This is a genomic window from Flavobacterium sp., from assembly GCF_039595935.1.
Classification (GTDB): domain Bacteria; phylum Bacteroidota; class Bacteroidia; order Flavobacteriales; family Flavobacteriaceae; genus Flavobacterium.
In genome coordinates, this window is sequence record NZ_JBCNKR010000006.1 from 2,897,569 (window position 1) to 2,914,498 (window position 16,930).

Genomic DNA, 16,930 nt, shown 5'->3' on the forward strand with positions numbered 1-16,930 from the left:
TTAGCAAGTAATAATTTTTGAACTTTTTAAGGAAACCATAAATATGGAAAATTTTAATACGTCCAGATCCACCACTTTTTACGCATTAGGGTTAAGTTACAAGAAAGCAGATGCAGTTATAAGAGGAAAATTTAGTCTAGATACTAAAGCACAATCTGATTTATTGTTACAAGCTAAAGCAGAAGGTATAGAATCATTAATTGTTACTTCTACTTGTAATAGAACTGAAATTTATGGTTTTGCCCATCATCCTTATGAGTTAATCAAATTACTTTGCGAAAACAGCAATGGTTCTGTAGAAGAATTTCAGGAAGTTGCTTATATATATAAGAATGAAGAAGCTGTTAACCACATGTTTCGGGTAGGAACAGGTTTAGACAGTCAGATTTTGGGTGATTTTGAAATTATCAGCCAAATTAAAATCGCTTTTAATAATAGTAAACAAGAAGGTTTGGTAAATACATTTCTGGATCGTTTAGTAAATACTGTTATTCAGGCGAGCAAAAAAGTTAAAACGGAGACTAAAATTTCTTCTGGTGCAACATCAGTTTCTTTTGCATCAGTACAATATATTATCAGAAATGTTGCAGATATTGGGAACAAAAATATTTTGTTATTCGGAACAGGAAAAATAGGCAGAAATACTTGCGAAAACTTAGTTAAACATACTAAAAACAGCCATATTGCTCTTATAAATAGAACAAAAAATAAAGCCGAATTATTGGCAGGAAAACTCAATGTTATTGTAAAAGATTACGATAATTTACTAGAAGAATTACAACAGTCAGATGTTCTGGTTGTAGCTACAGGAGCACAAAATCCAACTATTGACAAAACATCGCTTAATTTACAGAAACCTTTATTAATCTTAGACTTATCGATTCCGAGAAATGTAGATACTAATGTAGAAGAAATACCAGGTGTAACTTTAATACATTTAGATTATTTATCTCAAATTACGGATGATACGCTGGAAAAAAGAAAACAGCATATTCCTGCTGCAGAAGCTATTATTGACGATATGAAATTAGAATTTAATACATGGATAAATGGTCGTAAATGTGCACCAACTATTCATGCATTAAAATCCAAATTAAATGATATTATATCAGCCGAATTTGCTTTTCAAAAAAAGAAAACAACCAATTTAGATGATGTTCAGATCGATTTAATCAGTTCCAGAATTATTCAAAAATTAACAAACCATTTTGTCAGCCATTTAAAAAATGAAAACACTTCAGTAGATCAAAGTATCGAGTTTATTGAAAAAGTATTTCAAATAGGACACTTTGCACCAAATAAGGTTTCTTCACAAATAGAAGAAAAATACAAAATCAATCTTTCATAAATAAACTTAAAAAGAGCTTTAGAATTTTTAAAACCATAAAGCTGATAACACCGTAAATGAAATTATAACTAAAAAAAAATGCAATTATGAAAATTAGAAAAATTTTAGCTCTTGTAATTCTGACAGCAGGATTTGGTTCTGCAGTTAATGCTCAGAAAACAGTAATGGTAGGAGGAGCAGCAATGTATCCTAACAAAAATATTGTTGAAAACGCCGTAAACTCAAAAGATCATACTACGCTGGTTGCAGCAGTTAAGGCCGCAGGCCTTGTAGAAACATTACAGGGTAAAGGCCCTTTTACAGTTTTTGCTCCAACAAATGAAGCTTTCAGCAAACTGCCTGCCGGCACAGTTGAAAGTTTATTAAAACCTGAAAATATCAAAACGCTTCAGACTGTTTTGACTTATCATGTTGTAGCGGGTAAGCTTAACAGTTCAGATATCAGCAAAGCTATCAAAGCAGGAAAGGGAAAAGCAGTTTTAAAAACTGTAAGCGGAGGTTCGATAACATTATGGATGGATGGAAAAGATTTGTATGTAAGTGATGAAAGCGGAAATAAATCTAAAGTTACCATCGCAGATGTGAACCAGTCAAATGGAGTGATCCATGTGGTTGATACCGTATTATTGCCAAAAATGTAATTTGATTATATTATCGAATCTTTTAAAGCCCTGAAATTTCAGGGCTTTTTTTTTAAAGTATTTTTTAGAATAACTTTATTGGCTTAATATAATTTAGGAAAATATTTGAATCAAAATTTATTGATGATGATTAAAGAGAAGTATGTGATCATTTTATTTTCACAACCACTTTTCCTTTTGCATGTCCTTTTTCCATATATTCAAAAGCATTGTTGGTCTGCTCAAAAGAGAATACTTTATCGACAACTGGTTTAATCGCTTTAGATTCGAGTAAATTACCGATTTCTTCCAGTTGCTTTCCGCTTGCCTTCATGAATAAAAAGGAATAATTAATATGTAAATTTTTAGACCTTTTACGGATTTTCATGCTGGTCAGCCAAAGGATAAAACGTATTAGTGCTGATGCGCCAATTGATTTTGCAAACTCTGGAGTAGGAGGCCCGGAAATTGAAATAATACTGCCTCCCGGTTTTAAAATTTTTAATGATTTTTCAAGTGTTTTAACATCCTGGCTGTTAAGCACTACATCATAATCTTTAAGAATATTTTCAAAGTTATCCTTTTTGTAATCTATTATAATATCAGCTCCAAGGGCTTTCAGCATGTCAAAATTCTTTTCGCTGGCTGTTGTGGCGACAAATGCTCCAAGATGTTTGGCAAACTGAATTGCTATTGTACCAACTCCGCCAGAACCTGCCTGAATAAAAACTTTCTGCCCTTTACCAAGTTTCGCTTTTTCGGCGAAAGCCTGCCATACAGTTAGTCCAACCAATGGAATTGATGCTGCCTGCTCCATTGATATATTTTTAGGTTTTAGTGCCAGATCATTTTCATTCACAGCAATATATTCCGCGAAGGAACCGATATGAAAATCGGCTGCTCGCCCATAAATCTCGTCTCCAATTTTAAAGTGACTGACTTTTGAGCCGGTTTCTACTACTATTCCTGCAATATCATGACCTAATATTAAAGGTAATTGATAAGGAAGGATTAACTTGAAATCCCCGTTTTTTATTTTTAAGTCCAGCTGGTTGATGCTGGCAGCATGAATTTCTACCAACACCTCATAATCTCCAATTTCAGGTATTTTTACATCGCTGAGTAGTAACTTTTCTTCTTTGCCGTATTTAGGTAAGATATAAGCTTTCATATTTTTTAGATGTTATCAGCAAGATTTAGTTCCAGATCGCCATTTTGCTGGAGTCCTTTTTCAAATAAATTTTTAATACGGCCACGCGCTTCAGGCTCCTCGAGTGAAGCAAAGAATTTAACCTGTGTGTCTAAAATTTCTTCATTTGAAGGAAGTTTGGCTCTTTGGTTAATGATTTGCTTTATGGCAGCAATTGGTTTTTTGTCAAATGAATCTATGCGCTTTGCAAATTTTTCAACATATTTATCCAGTTCAGCGTCTGGAATCGAGCGGTTTATCCAGCCGTAGAATGCGGCTGTATCTGCATCATAATCATTACCGCTTAAAATAATTTCAAGAGCTCGGCTGCGTCCTGTAAGAAGATGCAGGCGTTCAAGTCCTCCGCCACCAGGAAATGAACCGATCCCTATTTCTACCTGAGCCAAGAATGCTTTCTCCCTGCTGGCGAAGCGTAAATCAAATGCTTGTGCAAATTCACTTCCAAGTCCTCTGGCACGGCCACGGATGGAAGCTATGGTTACAAAAGGGGCAAGTTCCAGTCTGCGTGCAATATCTGGCCAGGCTATAGACAGACCTGTTTTTCCGGTTCCTTTTGGAAAGCTTCCAACATTTAGCAGCTCAACATGAGCAACAAAAAAATCTGGATTTTCACTCTCGAAGACTACAACTTTCAGGTTTTCATTTGACTCCAGTTCGTCCATCACAATCATTAGCTGTTTAGAAAATTCGGTATCAAACATGTTAATAGGAGGATTATTGAAACTGATTTTCCAGTATCCATTTGTAATTTTGTGTGTCGTAAAAATCATAATGTAGTCGTTTTGGTTAATTTTTTGTAATTTTACTTGCAAATTGAAAGTACAAATATAAATAAATTTACTTGCAAAATGCAAGTGATTAAAATAAGAATGAAAGAAATTAAAAAAAGGTCGGGCTGTCCTGTGAGCAGTTCACTTGATTTGTTAGGAGATAAATGGTCACTGTTAATTGTACGTGATCTGATGTATTATAAGAAATGCACCTATGGTGATTTTCTGAAATCGGATGAAAAAATTGCGACTAACATTCTTGCTGCAAGATTGTCATCTCTTGAAGACGCAGGTATCATTGTAAAGCAGGATCACCCCGAAAGCAAAGTAAAATTTTTGTATCAACTTTCTGAGAAGGGTATTGATCTGCTTCCAGTATTAATCGAGATGTATATCTGGGGCGAAAAGTATTTTACCCTTTCTGAGCAACATATTGAATTTTTAAAAGAAATTAAGAAAGATAAACAGGCTTTTATTGATCAGCTGACCGATAAAATGAAAAAGCTGATTGTTTAAAAAGAGTCGCCCATATAGGTGGGAAGGAAGCTAAAATCGTTCAGCTTCGATTAAATCTTTATTATTTCTACTTTAAGACTGTTTATTTCAAACAGACTAAGAATTTCCTGTAAAAAAATCGAACTACAAATATTAGACTGTAAAGGCCTGTAAAATCTATATGTTTGTGTATAAAAAAGGAGACAACTATTAACTAGTTGTCTCTTTTTGTGACCTCGACAGGACAAATTACAACATCATTTTTGGATGATTTGAAGAAATTGGCTTACTATATGTAGTGTCTGTCTTTTATTGGCTTTGTAAATTTGGTTTAGATGTCCTGTTGGGGATTGATGTAAAAATTATAAAAACTAAATTGGTTTATGGAAGTAAACTAATATACAATTCTACAATATTATATGATTTACCAACTTTTGCAGTCAGAAGAATTGTCGTTGTGTACTTTTTGACACTCCTGCAAACTATTATTAGTGAATTATCATCTCTTTTTCTCAATTAGTCCGCTGGCATAATCAGAAAATGATTTTGTGCAAGTGCCACTTGCACAAATTACCTAGAATCATCACATTAGTTTACTTACTAAAGCATTATTTTAAAGAAAAAAAATAAAAGCAAGAATGATTTAAAGAAATTAGCTTCTTTTCAATTGAATTTGTTAGATGATTAGTCTGTGTTTTTATTCGGTTTCAGTTTGTATGCATGTATTTTGATGTTTCAAATTATAATTTGCAACCATTTTTTTTGATATTATAAAGCGCGCAGTTGTAAATTTATGTTTCAAATAAACTGTAACATATAAGGATAATTTAATCAAACCATATCATGACAAAGAAACTATTACAAATAGCCCTGCTATTTTTGCTAGCAGTTGGAGTAACGACTTCATGCAAAAAAAAATCCGATGAGGAAATCGTTAAAACAGAGGAAGCAGCAACAGTTGCAGCCGCTTTAGAAATAAAAAATACAGAAGCAGGCAGTGATTTTTCTCTAGTACTTCCAAAAAAGGAGAAAATGAGCGTAGAATACGCACAAAAACTAGGAGAGTTTGCCTACGTTTGGGCATGGCCAATGATAAATATGCTAAACAGACGCACAGCCATAACCCAAGCGCCTAAGCCAGCTTATTTAAATGGCGTCTTGCCAGTAGCTCCTCAGGGACAATTGGCGATGCTTAACGATTATATTACTCCAGATGAAACGTTTGTTACCTGTCCCAATCAGGATGTGGTTTATGGTCTTGGATTTTTTGATTTAGATTCACAGCCTGTAGTCGTTCAAGTTCCAGATTTTGGAGACCGTTTTTGGGTATATGCAATGTACGATCATAGAACAAATCAGTTTGGGCAATTGGGTAAGCCTTATGGCACCAAACCGGGATTTTATCTGTTAACCGGACCTAATTGGAAAGGTGAAACACCTAAAGGAATTACAGATGTTGTGAAATGTCCAACAACATTAGCAAATATTATCCCTAGAGTATTCCAAAATGACTCAAAAGAAGACAAACAAGCCATTCAGGCTACCATAAATCAGATTGTTGCTTATCCTGCTGCTGAATTTGATGGTAAAATGAAAACTGTTATATATAAAAATCTGCCATCTATAAAAGGTCCAGCTTCTGATGGTAAAGAAACAAAATGGGTTGTTCCTGAAAAGTTTTTTGATGAAAATGAATTAGGTAAAGTGCTGGAAATTTTGCCTCCGCTTAAAGGGGAAGAAGAATTATATTCACAGCTTAAAGAATTATTGGCGGCAGCAAAATCAGATCCGGCAATAAAAGAAGCACTTGTTAAAACAGCTCAAAAAACAGAAGAAAGTATCATTCATAGTTTCTTTCTTTGGAAAAATAATGGAGTAGCAGCAGGAAACGGGTGGAATCGTTCGTATTATAGTGCAGACTGGGAAGGTTCAGGAAGTTATGATTACTACAACAGAGCTGCAACTGCTAAATCAAACATGTTTGATAACAGACCAAATGAGACACAGTATTTCTACACAGATAATGCTTCAGATAAAACGCAGCTGGACGGCAAGAATAATTATACGGTAACTTTTGCAAAAGGAGAAGAACCTCCTGTACAGGGATTTTGGTCGCTGACTTTGTACAATGAGCACCATTTATTTTCCAAAAATAAAATAAACCGATATTCACTAGGCACAAAAAACAAAGGCCTTAAAAAGAATGCAGATGGTTCTTTAACGATTTATGTAAGCTCAACATCTCCTGGAGCTGATAAGGAAAGCAATTGGCTTCCATCGCCAAGCGGAACATTTTCATTATATATCCGCGCGTATTGGGGCAAAGAAGGAATTACCAAAGGCACATGGACGCCGCCAGCTATTGCAAAAATTTAATAAATGATTTAGCAAATATTAAAAAGTTACCTTATGAAAAAGAAAATTGTATTGGCAGTATTATCAATTGCACTATTTATAGGCTGCAAGGAAAATAAGACTACAGAAACGCAAACCACTTCATCAGATGGAAGTTCAAAATTTGATGAATTGGCCAATATGTCTTTTGAAGAAAACCGTCCAACAGAAGAACAGGCAAAAACTTTGGCAGATGAATTATTATTTCAACGCGCTTGCCAGACCTATCTTTGGGCTTTGCCTTTAATCAATACAATTAGTATGAAAGAAGGTTCAGAAAAAAACTTTGGTGCAGGCTATAATGTTTTGCCAATATGGAAAAAACGATTGGATGCTAATACGTTAGTAACAACACCCAATTCAGATGTTATTTATGCAATGAGTTATGTTGATCTGGGTAAAGATGGACCAATCGTTTTTGAAGCACCGCCCATGTTGCAAGGAATTTTATTGGATTTTTGGCAACGTCCAATTCCAGTAGATGGAGGCAAATATTTTGGAGATCTTGGCTTTTTTGGTCCAGATGCGGGTAAAGGAGGTAAATTTTTGATATTGCCACCAAATTACAAAGGAACCGTACCTTCAGGTTATTTTGTGTATCGTTCGCAAACTAATAATCTATTTATTTTCCTTCGTTCTTTTTATGAATTGCCTACCGAATTGACACCTGCAGTTTCTTTGGTAGAGAAATCTAAAATTTATCCTTTGGGTAAAGAAAGCAGTGCATTGCCAATGAAATTTCCGGATGCTTCGGGTGTAAAGGCGAATATGCTTCCGGCTCGTGATTTTTCAGCATTCGAACAATTAAAACATCTTGTTGATACAGAAGATTCTGCAAACGTTGGTTCAGCAGACTGGCTAGGAATGTTGGCTTCATTGGGTATAATAAAAGGACAGCCTTTTAATCCTGATCAGCATACTAAGGATATTCTTGATAAAGCAGCCAAAGCCGCTTATAGAATGAGTCGTGTAGTAGGTATGAGCAACAAAGTTAGTGGACGTTCGTTTTTAATGTATCCTGATCGCCAATGGGTAAATCCAATGACTGGCGCTACTCGCGATAATATTTCTGGGCCTTTTACGAAAGAGTTAGACTGGAAACGTAAAGAAGGAGGATATATGGATCTTGATACACGTATATGGTTCTTTACGGATTATTATTCTTGGAGTCCTGGAATGGCATCGCAAACACCGGGTAAAGGTGCTAAATATGTGGTAGGTTTCCGCGATAAAGAAGGCAAATACCTTAATCCTTCTACAACGTACAAAGTAACACTTCCTGCAAATGTTCCGGCTGCTAATTTCTGGTCGCTAACACTTTACGAAGCGGAAATGCTTCTGGTTATGCTAATGGACAACCTTTCCCTTCACTTGGTTCAAAAGATAAACCGGTACAAAATGCAGACGGTTCTACTGATTTATATGTTGGTCCAAAAGCACCAGAGGGTAAAACGAAAAATTGGCTAAAAACAATTCCGGGCAAAGGCTATTTCGCTATTCTACGTTTATATGGCCCAACCGAAAAAGCACTGGATAACTCTTGGGTGCCGGGCGATTTTGAAAAATTTGAATAGTTTGGTTAAACCTACATGACTAATAAAATGATAAGCAATGAATTTAAAATCATATATTTTAATCTTTTTATTTAGTTTCTTTTGGCTTCCGGTTTTCAGCCAAGAGAATGAACCAGAAAAAACTTCTATCGAAGAAATGAGCAAAAAAAGGCAAGATCCCGTAAGTGGTTTGCGAAGTGTTTTTCTGCAGGAGGTTTTATTGCCCGTTGCAGATGGCACAGCAAGTTCATTCTCGATACAACCCGTTTATCCTTTTAAATTAGGAAGTAATCTAAAATTAATAACGTATACCATTATTCCTTTTCAAAGTGTACCGCCTTTAACTCCTGGGGGTACACATGAAGGAGGAATGGGAAATATATTGTTTAACGGTTATTTTTCAAGCATTCAGAAAAAAGGAAAATTTAGTTGGGGAATAGGGCCAGCAATGCAAATTCCTACCCGAACAAATCCAGCTTTGGGAAGCAACCAATTGAGCATTGGGCCAACTGCTTTATTGTATCTAGCAGGAGATAAATTTTCAGGCGGAATTGTAGCGCAAAACTATTGGTCGCTCGGAGGTGATGAAGCAAATAAAGTAAATTCAGGAAGTATTCAATATATCGCTTATTATAACTTTTCTAAAGGATGGTTTATTGAAAGCAATGCTACGGTTGAAGTCAACTGGCTGGCATCAGACAATGATAAATGGCTGGTTCCCATTGGCGGAGGCCCAGGAAAAACATTCCAAATAGGACAAAAAAGCAAACTTTTTTATTCTGCAGGCGCTCAAGCTTTTTATAATGTAGTGAGACCAGATTTAATCGGAAATTGGCAGGCTATTTTTCAATTTCAAGTCATTTTTTGATTGCACGATAAGAAGCTGGGAAAAACTGGATTGGAAATATCCGAATGGAATGGTTTACAGTCAAAATGATGACAAAAGCTTCAGGATTTCCCTGTAGGACTACAAGTTACAGGTCATTTAAGCGGCATTTAGGGCTGGGTCCCGAACTCGAAATTATCTTGTTTTTTGTATAACCTAATGTACTCTTTGGCATTTGTTTTTTTGTTGTGAAAGAGATTATAAAATCCCCTGCAGGTAAAGAATCAAATTGGATCCCAACGGATCCTAAAGGAAAATTTGAAGTATTATTTAAGCTTTATGGCCCAGAAAAGCCTTTTTTTGAGAAGGCATGTACACTTGGAGATATAGAAGAGGTCAAATAATTAATATTGCTAAACCAATGGAAAACAAACTCATTTGCCTGATCTTAATTGCTGTCTTGACGGCATGCAGTCAAAATAAAAACAGTGATGCGGAAGCATCAAATTCTTATGGAATTGACAGCCTAACGTCAGCTCAAGCAGTACGTCAGCTGCCAACGGGTCCCGACACGAATGTAAAAATCACCCGGGAATATGCCTCTTTGGCGGCTAAAGATGCCTATTTTTGGGCATGGCCATTAGTAAACATGTACAACCGCCGAATGGCTTTCAAGGATGTAAAAGAGCTGGCCTTGTCAGGGCCTCTTTTAATGGCTCCGCTCAATCAGTTTACCATGCTTACCGATTATGTGATACCTACGGAACGCGCTGTAGCCTGTCCAAATCAAGATGTGGTTTACGGTATTGGATGCCTTGCCTTGGACCAGTCGCCGGTGGTAATACAAGTGCCTGATTTTGGCGAGCGTTTCTGGGTATACCAGATAGTTGATCTGCGGACAGAAAGCTTCGCAAAATTGGGAAAGATGTACGATAATAAACCGGGCTTTTATTTATTGGCAGGACCAAACTGGAAAGGCGAGGTGCCGAAAGGAATAATAGAAGTTTTCCGCTCGTCCACTAACACTGGATTGGTGGGACCCCGCGTTTTCTTGGATGACACGAAAGAAGACAGAAAAGCAATTCAGGAGGTATTGAAATCAGTGGTAATGTATCCCTTATCTGATTATGACGGCAAAATGAAAACTATTGATTGGGCCAATATTAAAAAAATTCCCGGAGGCAGCTCAGGGAAAGAAGAAGCTGTATGGGTAAACCCCCAGACATTCTTTGAAGAGCTGCCTATTGTTCTGGCAGATGCAAAGCCATTGCCAGGCGAGGAGGCGAAATACAAGCAAATACTTGCTGTAATGGAAGCCGCCAAGAAAGACCCAAAACTGAAACAGGCGATGATCGATGCAGCTGTTGAAACAGAGCATCAGGTAATAAAGCCTTTAATGGAATTCCGCAACTGGGGGATCCAATTGCCATTTCACTGGTCAGGGGTAACAAACGGCGCGTCGTGGGGAACGGATTATTTCACGCGGACCGCGGTTGCCAAATCAAATATTCTGGTTAATGCACCTAATGAAACACGCTATTTTTATCAGGATCTGGATTCAGCAGGTATCCGATTGAACAGCTTGAACAAATATAAAATTACTTTTGCTAAAGGGCAGCTGCCACCTGTTAATGGATTTTGGTCGCTTACACTATATAATGAGCATCACTTTTTTGAGATTAATAAGCTCAACAGATATTCATTGGGAACAAAGAACAAGGCAATGGTATACAATTCGGACGGTTCGCTGACCATTTATATTCAATCAGCTCCGACTGATGCGAAAACCCAAAACAACTGGCTCCCGGCTGTTGAAAAAGGAGATTTTTCGCTTTATCTCCGTACTTATTGGCCAAAGGAGGAAGTAGTAAATGGAAAATGGACTCCGCCAGCTATAATAAAAATAGCAAAATAGTTTTAAACTATAAACGGAGATATCATTATCGAAAAGGATTAAATGATAAAATGATAAAATGATAAAATAAGAATGGCGCTAATTGTCTTCAATTGGCGCCATTTGGCTTTGTGACCTTACTGAACAATTTACAAACCATTTCATGAATGATTTAAAGAAATTAGCTTATTTTAAAGTGAATTTGTAAGATAATTATTTTGCATTTTCACTTAGAAGCGGTTTGTATGTATCGTAGAGGTTAAAAGTTAAAAAGGTTATTTAAATATAATTGAATCTTTAAAGAATATTTATTAGATTAAAATCCATAAGATTATTTGATTTATTATTACAAGAATTTGATTCAAATAATATTTAAAATTATATAAATCTTTGTACTAAATAAATATCAAAATTTGTTTAGGACAGGAATTTTACTTGATGCTGGCGTTTTTTAACTTTGACTATTTATATTTTATATTAATGGAGATAATATCCGAAGTCATATTGGTGGTTCGGGTATAATGCCCGTAACGTATCTCCAAGGTATTCCAGTGCTTAAGGCCAAAAATTCCGTTAAGCGGGGTAAATTTCATTCCCATTCCGAAAAAACTGCTGTCAAACTTAGACAAATCATAGTTGCTGGTGTAGTATTCATCAGCTGCAGTATGTTCCCCGTATGGTTTGAAATATTTCGTTCCGCTCTGGGTGTAATACCTGTAAAATGGACTCAGGGAGAAAGCCTGAGTTAATTTCACCGGAATTTCAAGATCGGCTGTATGCGCTTTTAAGCTCCAGTCGTCAGTATAATATCTATAATAGGCACGGATAATTACATTGTCTCCCATAAAATAACTGGCTCTGATCCCCAGTGGGATTTTAAGTCGTGTATCGGGCATTTTTTCCTGATGGACAGAACCATCTTGGAAATAAACCCTGTGAAAAGGAAGACTTAAATAGCCGTTCTGGCTGATAACATCCCCAACAAGTATGACCTGAAGATCTTTATTTATAACCTGAGAATAACTCAAAGTTCCTGCAAAAGTATTACGGTTGGCGCTATCGTAGCCTTCCTGGCCAGGCGGTCTGAGTTCTACTGGCATAATCAGTTTCAATTGATCGATGAATGTCTGGAATTTAGCAGTAAATTCACCATTCCTGTCTTTTGTTTTTTGGGAAAAGCTGATGTTTCCTCCAAAGGACTGATAATCAAATTCGGTAGATGATGAAATGCCGATTCCAAGTGTTCTTCCTTTTTCTTCATTTTCCCTCAGATAAGTCAGGGAAGGGTAGAAGCGGTTGTCTGAAGATGAAGCAGACGAATTTGCGCTCAAATCGATCATATCTGATGATGCAGAAGTATAATGGTCAATACCTGCCTCGATATCAAGGGTATGTTTTATTCCGGTTTCACCATATTTTACAAGCGTAACATCTATAGTATTCGCAATATCAGTAAGATGTTCAGAGCCAATTCCACCGGTAACAGCCGAATTATTTCCGTCCTGTTTATAGTAACTGGAAACCAGATTTACCTCTTCCAATTTTAATTTTTTGCTTTTATAACCCGTAGAATCAGCAGGGACATTTTGCGCTCTTGTCTGAAACAAAGCCAGTAAGGCAAATCCTGTAATGAATATTCTTTTCATTTTTTTTGATTGTGTGAAAATTAGTTACAGCCGCAGCCACCGCCGCTTTTTCCTGAATTTGCCCCGGAAGCTCCTTCACGGTAGGATTGAAAACTGAGTTCTGTCTTTTCGATTTTCCTATTAGAAAGTACCATTTCAGAATCATTGATTTTTCCTTTCTGATATTCCTTTACCGAAGTACAGGACGCGGACAGTATGCCCATTAAAGCAATACTGCATAGAAGCACGAGATTTTTTTGCTTTGGCTTTTTCATTTCAGGTTAATGTTTTTTGAAGTGTAAATTTTATTGTTGTCGTCTATGATGATGCAGTAGAGATCTGGTATCTGATCTATTAAAAACAGACCGGCTTTAATGCCCATAACCGCTATTGGAGTTGCCATTGCATCCGCAAATTCTGCATTTGAAGCTATGATGGTCACACTTTTTATTCCGCTTATCGGCAGTCCTGTTTTCGGGTCAATAGTATGAGAATACTTTTTGCCGTTAATTATTGCGAACTTTTCATAATTTCCAGAGGTTGCCACTGCCTTATTGGAGATTTCCATATAGGAGAATGCTGCGTTTGGCGAATCGGGATCTGCCACGCCGATGGTCCATTTCCGGCCGTCTGGCTGCAGTCCCCAGGCCGAAAGATCTCCGCTTGCATTAATAATCCCGCTCTGGACATTATTTTTAAGCAGTACTTTTTTTGCCATTTCGGCGGCATAACCTTTTCCGATACCTCCAAAACCAATCCGCATTCCTTTTTCTTTCAAGAATACAGTTGTATTTTCTTTGTCCAGAATTATGTTTCTGTAATCAATAAGATGCACCATCTTTTTTGCTGTAAGCGCATCAGGAAGGCTGGTCATTGTTTTATCAAAATTCCAAAGACTTTTGTCGATGCTTCCGTAAGAAATATCAAATGCACCTTGTGTAATTCTAGAAATCCCTATCGATCTTTCGATAAGATTAAAAACTTCCAGATCTACTTTGACAGGCTTAATTCCAGCATTTTGATTGATCAGATTGGTCTGGCTGTCTTCTTTGTAAGTAGTCAGAAGTTTTTCAATCCGCTTGATTTCTTCAATGGCCAGGCTGATATTCTCATTTCCTGTTTTCTCATTATGGGCGACAACCGTAATGGTAAAGTTGTTGCCCATGAGTTTTAGGGACTCGGAATATTTTTGATTTTCAGATATGTTATTTTCGGCTCTCACAGATCGCTTTTATTTCGGCTGTCCACTCATCAGGAGTCTTTTCTGGTTTTCCATGCCAGGTTTTGATTACTTTGCCATCTGCGTCCAGAAGAAGCGTAAGAGGAAAACTTCCTTCCTTATTATAAATTTCGGCTAAATCCTCGTTTCGCTTTACTTGCTCCGGAGTTCCAATATTTTTCTTTTTTCTGGGAAAATCAGCATTGACCAATACTAAATTTTCATTTGCCATAGCAGTAAAAACTGCGCTTTCCAGATAGTCCCTTCTCGTCAAGATACAAGGCCCGCACCAGTCAGAACCCGAGAAATTCAAGAGGATTAATTTGTGTTTTTCTTTTGCAGTTTTTTTTGCATTATTAAAATCAGGTTCCCAGTTTATGGAAAGCGCTGCTAATAACAGAAACAACGTGATTAGTTTCATCTGACGGATTTGTTTTTAGATATATACGAAATAACGAATAGTTGGCGATCTTATTTTTTTTGCTCGCTTAAGATTGGATTAATTTTCAGGGCAGATATCATTTGTTTTTTAAGCAGTCTGAACTCCAAAAACATATCCGACTAGTGCCGAAGCCGCCATTGCAAAAGTCCCCCAAATGCAAATGCGCAAAACAGCTTTCCAGATATTAGACCCGCCCGCTTTGGCGGCCATTATTCCAGAAAAAGCCAAAAAGAGTATTGAAAAGCCATATTGATAGAAAATCATTTCATTTATTGGAGCGAAAATGGCCACTAAAAGCGGAAGCACACCTCCAACAATAAAGGATACTGCCGATGCCAGGGCAGCAGTAAGGGGATTGGCCTGCGTGATTTCATTAATTCCCAGTTCATCCCTCGCGTGTGCTTCAAGGGCATCATGGGCCATAAGTTCAGAAGCTACCTGCCTGGCTAATTTTTCATTTAATCCTCTTCGGATATAAATTTCTGTTAATTCTTCAAGTTCCTCTTTCGGCATATTTTGAAGCGCCATTTTTTCTCTTTCCAAATCAGCTGATTCAACATCAGATTGGGAACTTACGGATACATATTCGCCTGCTGCCATAGAAAGGGCACCGGCTACCACTCCGGCAACAGCCGCCAATAATATGGGCTCTCTGGTCACGCTTGCCGCTGCAACGCCGATAACCAGGCTTGTGGTGGAAAGAATTCCGTCATTTGCTCCCAGTACGGCAGCCCTAAGCCATCCGCTTCTATTGATGTAATGAATTTCAGTCTCCATCTTTTTTTTTCATTAGTTTTACCCAGTCTCGATTTTCAGCGGTTTTAGGAACGCCTCCAAAATTGCTTCTCAGCAATTCCCTTATTTGAAATTGTGTTTTATTGCGCGTGCTGTTTTTCCATTCATTGAAATCATAAATGCGAATCCGGTCTGAATTGGTATTTATGACAAAAGAAATCCGCAATATGGAGTATTTATATTTCTTTATTTCTTCCAAAATGCCACGGCTGGGAACCACAACGAGAATTGTCTCCCAATTCAGGTAATCTTTAGGCGTGTCCTCCCTTTCAAGGAGCCCGAGAGATTCAAACAGCGCCGTTATTTTCTGGTCGTTTAATCGGCTGATTTTTTTATCTATTGCTGCAAGAGCGTTGTTCAGATCCATTTTTTCAATTCCTTCACTGCTCATTATTAGCTGTAATTTTAAATAAAATTACTTCAAAATGTCCAAGCTTGTCACGCTTCGGACAATAGAATGATTCTAAATTTATAGAATTTATTATCAAAGGCATTTAATCCTTAAGTTAGCTTATGATTTCGGCCAGCAAATGACTGTTTGTTTTTTTTATTGGAAATTAGTTAACATAATAGTTTTTTATGTATACCCGAAATACGCAATTGGCCCAATCTAAATAGGCACTTGATGTTGCAAAATTCTTTTACTCGGGAAATTATCTTAGACCGTAATGCCCTTTGTATCTTATTTTTTCCAGAAAAGAGCATAAGAATTGGCAGGATGACATTTACAATGCCATGTGATTTTTGCTTTTGCTTTTGGATGAGAATTATAATATTCTAATTTGACTGGACCCAATTAAACAATTATCATAAAACTATTCAAATCAAAATTAGATGATGATTGTAGAACTATTTATTTATACTATCGAGTTCAATAACAGAAAAGTTATTGTGTTTTGTATTCTTATGAATAAGTGTTTTGACTTTCAAAAAATGAAAAATTCCAGTCCTAAGATAATTAATTAGATTTATTTTGTTTAATATTTTTTGATAAAAGTTAAACAATTATTACCTTTAAGCTGTCAGTAAAAACCTTTAATTTAAATTTTTAAAAATGGAAAAAGTATTAATTATTGGAGGCAGTAAAGGAATTGGCAGTGCAATAGTATCGCACCAATTAGAAAATAAGCAGGTTTATAACATCAGCAGGAGTGCTCCTGAAATTTCTAATCTTAATTTAATCCATTATACGGCAGACGTTTTGAAAGATAATCTACCCGAAATTGAAAGTATAGATTCGCTTATTTATTGTCCGGGATCTATAAACCTGAAACCTATTTTAAGTTTAAATGCTGATGATTTTAGAAATGATTTTGAAATTAACGTTATTGGCGCCGTAAAAGTGATACAGCATTATCTTCCCGCTTTAAAAAAAGCAACAAATCCGTCAATTGTTCTTTTTAGTACTGTTGCAGTAAAACTGGGAATGCCTTTTCACGCCAGTATTGCCGCTGCAAAGGGAGGGGTAGAAGGTCTTGTTAAATCATTAGGAGCAGAGCTGGCTCCTACAATTCGTATTAATGCTATTGCGCCTACGATTACCGAAACTTCGTTGTCTGCTTCTATTTTGAGAAATGACCGCATGAAAGAGAATATGGCTGAGCGTCATCCACTAAAAAGCTATTTGAAACCTCAGGAAGCAGCACAGATGGCAGATTATCTCATTTCGAAAGCCGCCGGATCAATTTCGGGCCAGATTTTTCAAATGGATTATGGACTGGTGAGTTTTAAATTATAAT

The 16,930-nt window shown here is 36.7% G+C and carries 16 protein-coding genes; 8 read left to right on the forward strand and 8 right to left on the reverse strand.

All coding sequences use genetic code 11. The annotated features are described in order from the left end of the window. Positions 1-43 precede the first annotated feature (43 nt). Positions 44-1,348 carry a glutamyl-tRNA reductase gene (gene hemA / locus ABDW27_RS22340; protein WP_343697939.1) on the forward strand — a complete coding sequence of 435 codons (1,305 nt, stop codon included), beginning with the start codon at positions 44-46 and terminating at the stop codon, positions 1,346-1,348. A gap of 86 nt (positions 1,349-1,434) precedes the next feature. Next, positions 1,435-1,989: a fasciclin domain-containing protein gene (locus ABDW27_RS22345; protein WP_343697940.1), complete on the forward strand. Its 555-nt coding sequence runs from the start codon at positions 1,435-1,437 to the stop codon at positions 1,987-1,989. A gap of 148 nt (positions 1,990-2,137) precedes the next feature. Here the strand turns inward: ABDW27_RS22345 and ABDW27_RS22350 are convergent, their stop codons facing one another. Together ABDW27_RS22350 and ABDW27_RS22355 are read right to left on the reverse strand one after the other, a co-directional pair. Beyond that, a complete protein-coding gene (locus ABDW27_RS22350) occupies positions 2,138-3,139 on the reverse strand; it encodes an NADP-dependent oxidoreductase (RefSeq protein ID WP_343697941.1) in 1,002 nt (333 codons plus the stop codon). Between the two features lie 5 nt (positions 3,140-3,144). Next, the gene (locus tag ABDW27_RS22355) at positions 3,145-3,948 is read right to left on the reverse strand and encodes an enoyl-CoA hydratase/isomerase family protein (RefSeq protein ID WP_343697942.1); all 804 of its coding nucleotides are present in this window, start codon (positions 3,946-3,948) and stop codon (positions 3,145-3,147) included. 99 nt (positions 3,949-4,047) lie between these two features. On the opposite strand from ABDW27_RS22355, the gene ABDW27_RS22360 reads away from it, so the two are divergent. From ABDW27_RS22360 to ABDW27_RS22380, 5 genes are all read left to right on the forward strand, one after another. Further along, on the forward strand, positions 4,048-4,464 hold the full coding sequence (locus ABDW27_RS22360; protein ID WP_343697943.1) for a helix-turn-helix domain-containing protein: 417 nt from the start codon (positions 4,048-4,050) through the stop codon (positions 4,462-4,464). A gap of 822 nt (positions 4,465-5,286) precedes the next feature. Next, positions 5,287-6,819, forward strand: coding sequence for a DUF1254 domain-containing protein (locus tag ABDW27_RS22365; RefSeq protein WP_343697944.1), 1,533 nt, complete (start codon positions 5,287-5,289; stop codon positions 6,817-6,819). 33 nt (positions 6,820-6,852) lie between these two features. Beyond that, positions 6,853-8,304, forward strand: a complete 1,452-nt coding sequence (locus tag ABDW27_RS22370; RefSeq protein ID WP_343697945.1) for a DUF1254 domain-containing protein — start codon at positions 6,853-6,855, stop codon at positions 8,302-8,304. A 144-nt stretch (positions 8,305-8,448) separates the two neighbouring features. Beyond that, positions 8,449-9,258, forward strand: a complete 810-nt coding sequence (locus ABDW27_RS22375) for a hypothetical protein (protein WP_343697946.1) — start codon at positions 8,449-8,451, stop codon at positions 9,256-9,258. 379 nt (positions 9,259-9,637) lie between these two features. Continuing rightward, complete coding sequence (locus ABDW27_RS22380) at positions 9,638-11,131, forward strand: DUF1254 domain-containing protein (RefSeq protein WP_343697947.1); 1,494 nt, start codon at positions 9,638-9,640, stop codon at positions 11,129-11,131. A 440-nt stretch (positions 11,132-11,571) separates the two neighbouring features. Here the strand turns inward: ABDW27_RS22380 and ABDW27_RS22385 are convergent, their stop codons facing one another. The 6 genes from ABDW27_RS22385 to ABDW27_RS22410 form a co-directional block, all read right to left on the reverse strand. Then, entirely contained in the window at positions 11,572-12,756 is a 1,185-nt protein-coding gene (locus ABDW27_RS22385) for a DUF3570 domain-containing protein (protein WP_343697948.1), read from the reverse strand. A gap of 20 nt (positions 12,757-12,776) precedes the next feature. Continuing rightward, the gene (locus ABDW27_RS22390; RefSeq protein WP_313771890.1) at positions 12,777-12,959 is read right to left on the reverse strand and encodes a DUF4266 domain-containing protein; all 183 of its coding nucleotides are present in this window, start codon (positions 12,957-12,959) and stop codon (positions 12,777-12,779) included. Between the two features lie 47 nt (positions 12,960-13,006). After that, positions 13,007-13,900, reverse strand: a complete 894-nt coding sequence (locus ABDW27_RS22395) for an FAD:protein FMN transferase (RefSeq protein WP_343697949.1) — start codon at positions 13,898-13,900, stop codon at positions 13,007-13,009. Positions 13,901-13,940: 40 nt separating this feature from the next. After that, positions 13,941-14,375, reverse strand: coding sequence for a thioredoxin family protein (locus tag ABDW27_RS22400; RefSeq protein WP_343697950.1), 435 nt, complete (start codon positions 14,373-14,375; stop codon positions 13,941-13,943). 108 nt (positions 14,376-14,483) lie between these two features. Beyond that, entirely contained in the window at positions 14,484-15,173 is a 690-nt protein-coding gene (locus tag ABDW27_RS22405; protein ID WP_343697951.1) for a VIT family protein, read from the reverse strand. Further along, complete coding sequence (locus tag ABDW27_RS22410) at positions 15,163-15,582, reverse strand: hypothetical protein (protein ID WP_343697952.1); 420 nt, start codon at positions 15,580-15,582, stop codon at positions 15,163-15,165. Before ABDW27_RS22410 ends, ABDW27_RS22405 begins: the two co-directional genes overlap by 11 nt. A gap of 663 nt (positions 15,583-16,245) precedes the next feature. On the opposite strand from ABDW27_RS22410, the gene ABDW27_RS22415 reads away from it, so the two are divergent. Next, the gene (locus ABDW27_RS22415) at positions 16,246-16,929 is read left to right on the forward strand and encodes an SDR family oxidoreductase (protein ID WP_343697953.1); all 684 of its coding nucleotides are present in this window, start codon (positions 16,246-16,248) and stop codon (positions 16,927-16,929) included. Position 16,930: the final 1 nt, after the last annotated feature.